At 71.0% G+C, this 3743-nt stretch carries 6 protein-coding genes and 1 riboswitch; of the genes, 3 read left to right on the top strand and 3 right to left on the bottom strand.

The genetic code is table 11. The features are described 5' to 3' along the window. Positions 1-190, bottom strand: a 190-nt coding sequence (locus tag AB0I18_RS51760; RefSeq protein ID WP_363112842.1) for a hypothetical protein, incomplete at its 3' end; no start/stop codon positions are given. Between the two features lie 45 nt (positions 191-235). Between AB0I18_RS51760 and AB0I18_RS51755 the strand changes: the two genes are divergently transcribed. Further along, entirely contained in the window at positions 236-799 is a 564-nt protein-coding gene (locus AB0I18_RS51755) for a sigma-70 family RNA polymerase sigma factor (RefSeq protein WP_363112841.1), read from the top strand. Continuing rightward, on the top strand, positions 792-1796 hold the full coding sequence (locus AB0I18_RS51750; RefSeq protein WP_363112840.1) for a CU044_5270 family protein: 1005 nt from the start codon (positions 792-794) through the stop codon (positions 1794-1796). Before AB0I18_RS51755 ends, AB0I18_RS51750 begins: the two co-directional genes overlap by 8 nt. On the opposite strand, the gene AB0I18_RS51745 is transcribed toward AB0I18_RS51750, so the two are convergent. Then, complete coding sequence (locus tag AB0I18_RS51745; protein ID WP_363112839.1) at positions 1797-2645, bottom strand: bifunctional 5,10-methylenetetrahydrofolate dehydrogenase/5,10-methenyltetrahydrofolate cyclohydrolase; 849 nt, start codon at positions 2643-2645, stop codon at positions 1797-1799. A gap of 25 nt (positions 2646-2670) precedes the next feature. Further along, a riboswitch (ZMP/ZTP riboswitch) is annotated at positions 2671-2757 on the bottom strand. Positions 2758-2834: 77 nt separating this feature from the next. Further along, a complete protein-coding gene (locus AB0I18_RS51740) occupies positions 2835-3206 on the bottom strand; it encodes a nuclear transport factor 2 family protein (protein ID WP_363112838.1) in 372 nt (123 codons plus the stop codon). 185 nt (positions 3207-3391) lie between these two features. Here AB0I18_RS51740 and AB0I18_RS51735 point away from each other — a divergent pair, with 185 nt between their 5' ends. Next, positions 3392-3688 carry a hypothetical protein gene (locus AB0I18_RS51735; RefSeq protein ID WP_363112837.1) on the top strand — a complete coding sequence of 99 codons (297 nt, stop codon included), beginning with the start codon at positions 3392-3394 and terminating at the stop codon, positions 3686-3688. Positions 3689-3743 lie beyond the last annotated feature (55 nt).

Below are 3743 nucleotides of genomic sequence, written 5' to 3'. Positions count from 1 at the left end.
ACGACGTGACCAGATACAACGTGCCGATCGTCTTGTGATCCGTGGTCGTCAGCCAGCGGACGGCGGCGAATCCCGGCCGACGGCGCGGAGGTGGGGGCGCGAGCGCCGTGGTGACAGTGTTGCTCTCCATGTCCCGCTTGTGTCCGCGGCCCGATCCGGCGTCACACTTGAGCCGGGCGACAAGAATCACGGAAACAGGTGTGACGATCGCGAGCCTGCCGGACACCAACGAAACATGAGCAACGACGAGACCTTCGCCGCTGCCTACCGCGAGCACTACTGGGCGGTCAGCCGCTATGTCGCGCGGCGACTGGACGGCCGACCGAGCGAAGTAGAGGAAGTGGTGGCGGAGGTGTTCACGGTCGCCTGGCGGCGCCGGTCCGACCTGCCCGAGTCCCCGCTTCCCTGGCTGTACGGCGTGGCACGCAACTGCCTGTCCAACGCCGTACGCGGCTACGGACGCCACCGGCGCCTGCTCGACAGGCTCGGCCACGACGAGAGCGCGAACGGCAGGCAGACGGTCGACAGCCCCGACTCCGAGCGGCCCGGATCGTGGGTGCACGACGCGCTGGCCCGGCTCTCCCCGGCCGACCAGGAGGTCCTGCGGCTCACCGCCTGGGAGGAACTCGGCATCGACGAGGTCGCCGTGGCCCTCGGCTGCGGCAGCCGGGCGGCGGCGATGCGCCTGCACCGCGCCCGCCACCGGCTGAGAGCCGAGATCGACCGCATGCGGATCACCGTGACCCAGGGCACCGGAACGCCCCGCCGCGACACCCCGAAGGAGCACGGCCATGGCTGACGAACTCGAACTGCTGCGCCGCGCCAATCCGGTGACCTCCGACGCCCCCTACTTCGGCGACGGCCCACTGGACCACGACGCCGAGCGCCGCCTCAACGAACTCCTGCGCACCCGTCGTACGTGCTGGAGTCCCGGCCGTACGAAATTGTGGCCCCGGCGTCCGCGTCTGGTCTGGACCCTCGCGACAGCCGCCGTCGTCGCCGTGACCGCGCTCGCCCTGCTCCTCGCGGGTCCGAGCACCACCCCCGCCGTGGCCGCACCCCGCCCGCTGACGCCACTGGCCGGCTCCACGCCCGTACCCCTGGAACGGCTCGCCGAGCGTGCCGGGGCCGCCGCGGCCGACGGTTCGCCGCGCCTGCGTCAGGGCACCCACGTGCAGTCGTGGAGTCTGAGCATGACCGAGGGGCCGGACGCCGAGCGGCCGGTCACGCTCCCCGAAGAGCGCATCGTCCGCTGGCACGCGGACGACAGCCGCACCGAACTCGTCGTCGCGACCGATCCGCGCCATCCGGGCAAGCCGGTCATCACCGATCCCGGCGGCGACCCGCGCACGGTCGAGGACGGGCATGTCCTCAGCAGGCAGACCTACCCGCCGAGTTGGAGCGACGCCCCGCCGCAGGCGCGGCCGCCACACGACGCGAAGCGCCTGTACGCCTATCTGGAGGAGCTGGACGGCCTCAGCGTCATGGACACCTCTCAACTCCTGGACGCCACTAGGGAGTTGCTCGACAACTGGACGCCGGGAGCCCGCGAGTCCGCCGCGCTGGCCCGGATCCTGGCCGACGCGAAGGGGCTGGACCCCGTCGGAGAGGTGACGGACCGTCTGGGACGTCGGGGCCAGGCGTACACGTACCAGCAGACCGGCAGCCGCCGGATGCTGATCCTGGACCCCGCCACCGGCGCCGTACTCGGGCTGGAGACCACCTTCACCGAGGACCAGCCCGAGTACGCCGTCAAGGCGGGGGACGTCATGGAGTACAGCGCCTGGATGCGCTGATCAGACGCCGGTCTGTCGCGCGGCCGCCTCGACGGTCTGGGCGAGCAGCGTGGCGATCGTCATGGGGCCGACCCCGCCCGGCACCGGAGTGATCAGCCCGGCCCGCGCGCGGGCGCTGTCGAAGTCGACGTCACCGATGTTGCCGGGGTTGTACCCGGCGTCGATCACGACCGCGCCCGGCTTGATGTCCTCCCCGCGGATCAGCCGGGGCCGCCCCACCGCGGCCACCACGATGTCCGCCTCGCGCACGACCGACGACAGGTCGGCGGTACGCGAGTGGCAGTACGTCACCGTGGCGTCGCGGCCGAGCAGCAGCATGCCCACCGGCTTGCCGAGGATCGCGCTGCGGCCGACCACGACGGCACGCCTGCCGGCCGGGTCGACGTCGTACTCGTCGAGGAGCCGCATGATCCCGCCGGGCGTGCACGACGCGAAGCCGGGCAGACCGAAGCTCGTCGCGGAGAAGGAGGCGAGGGTGACCCCGTCGACGTCCTTGGCCGGGGCGATCGCCTCGAAGGCGGCGCGCTCGTCGATGTGTGACCCCATCGGGTGCTGCAACAGGATGCCGTGCACGGTGGGGTCGGTGGACAGCGCGGTGAGCGTGTGGACCAGCTCGGCCGTTGTGGTCGCGGCGGGCAGGGCCACCCGCCGCGACTCGATCCCGGCCTTGCGGGAACGGTTCTGCTTCATCCGTACGTAGGTGACGGAGGCGGGGTCCTCACCCACCAGCACGGTGGCCAGACAGGGCGCTACCCCGGTGCGTTCGGTGAGATCGGCGGCCCGCTTCGCCGTCTCCTCGACGATCCGCCGTGCGAGGCCGGTGCCGTCCATGAGCTGGGCCTGGGACATGAGCCACTCCTGAGCGTCGTGGAAAACGATTCGCCCAGGCGCGCGGCAGGGACCTGTTGGTCAGGCCGCTCCCCGGTGGTACTCCACCTCAGCGCCAGTCACGGCCCGGCTCCACAGTAACCGAGGCGCGGGATCGGCTCTCCGGCGCGGGGACAGGGGCCGTGCCCGCCGCGCGACCTCCCGCTGTTCCTACGATTCCTCGTCCCATGCCTGCAGCACGGTCTGGTCGACGATCTTGCCGTCCCGCAGCGACATCATGGAGTTGGCGAGCACCTTGACGCCGTCGGGGTACTGACAGGACTCCGTGTAGGCGACGTGGTCGGCCTGGACCACGCACTCCTCCAGCTTGTGGGTCATGTCGCGGCTGTAGACGTCTTCGAGCATCTCGCGGATCTGGTCGCGGCCGTGCATGACCATCGGGTGACTGGGCTGGGTGTTGCGGTCGACGATGCGCATCTCCGCGTCGTCCGCGTAGAGCGACAGGAGTGCTGCCGCGTCCTGGCCTTCGATGCCCCGGCGCAGAGCTTCGGTGTCGAAGCCGGGGCCTGCCGCTGTGCCCATGATGGACCTCCTTGTGGACCACTGGCGAAGGCCGCGGTCCGGTGCGGAGCGGGCCGTGCAGGGCCTCTCCTTCGAGCCTCCTCCGACTCGGCGGTCCCGGCAAGCGCAGCCGAAACGATGCGCCTCCCGGGTGAGTGACGGGGCGCGGCCGTGTCCGCGGGCGGCCCGCCGCCGTTGCTGAAAGCATGATCTCAACACGACGTATCGTCGCCGCCGTTGGTCTCGCCGTCGGCGTCACGGGCTTTGCCGTACCGTCCGCGAGCGCCGCCGGCCTCCCGGAGATGGAAAAGCTGAACCCCATCGCGGAGCTCGACTCCCTCGCTGTGAGCGACATCCCGGCGGAGCACAAGGCCGAGATCCCGAAGGCCACCACCCAGCTCGCCGCCCTCAACGGGCTGAACGACCTCTACCAGCTGAACCAGCTGCACCAGGTGACCGACCTCGCCGCCCCTGTCACCGGGCTGCTCCCGGCCATCGAGTAGTGACAGCAGGCTGTACGGAACGCTCCGTCGGCGTGTGCCTCGCACCGAGGCACAC

Source organism: Streptomyces sp. NPDC050704 (assembly GCF_040654355.1).
In the GTDB taxonomy this organism is placed as follows: Bacteria; Actinomycetota; Actinomycetes; order Streptomycetales; family Streptomycetaceae; genus Streptomyces.
The sequence above is the reverse complement of the archived record's forward strand: the minus strand, read 5'-3'. Positions and strand labels throughout refer to the sequence as shown.

Coding starts and splice junctions, on each gene's coding strand:
- AB0I18_RS51755 (WP_363112841.1), top strand. CDS start 236: ATGAGCAACGACGAGACCTTCGCCGCTGCCTACCGCGAGCACTACTGG.
- AB0I18_RS51750 (WP_363112840.1), top strand. CDS start 792: ATGGCTGACGAACTCGAACTGCTGCGCCGCGCCAATCCGGTGACCTCC.
- AB0I18_RS51745 (WP_363112839.1), bottom strand. CDS start 2,645: ATGTCCCAGGCCCAGCTCATGGACGGCACCGGCCTCGCACGGCGGATC.
- AB0I18_RS51740 (WP_363112838.1), bottom strand. CDS start 3,206: ATGGGCACAGCGGCAGGCCCCGGCTTCGACACCGAAGCTCTGCGCCGG.
- AB0I18_RS51735 (WP_363112837.1), top strand. CDS start 3,392: ATGATCTCAACACGACGTATCGTCGCCGCCGTTGGTCTCGCCGTCGGC.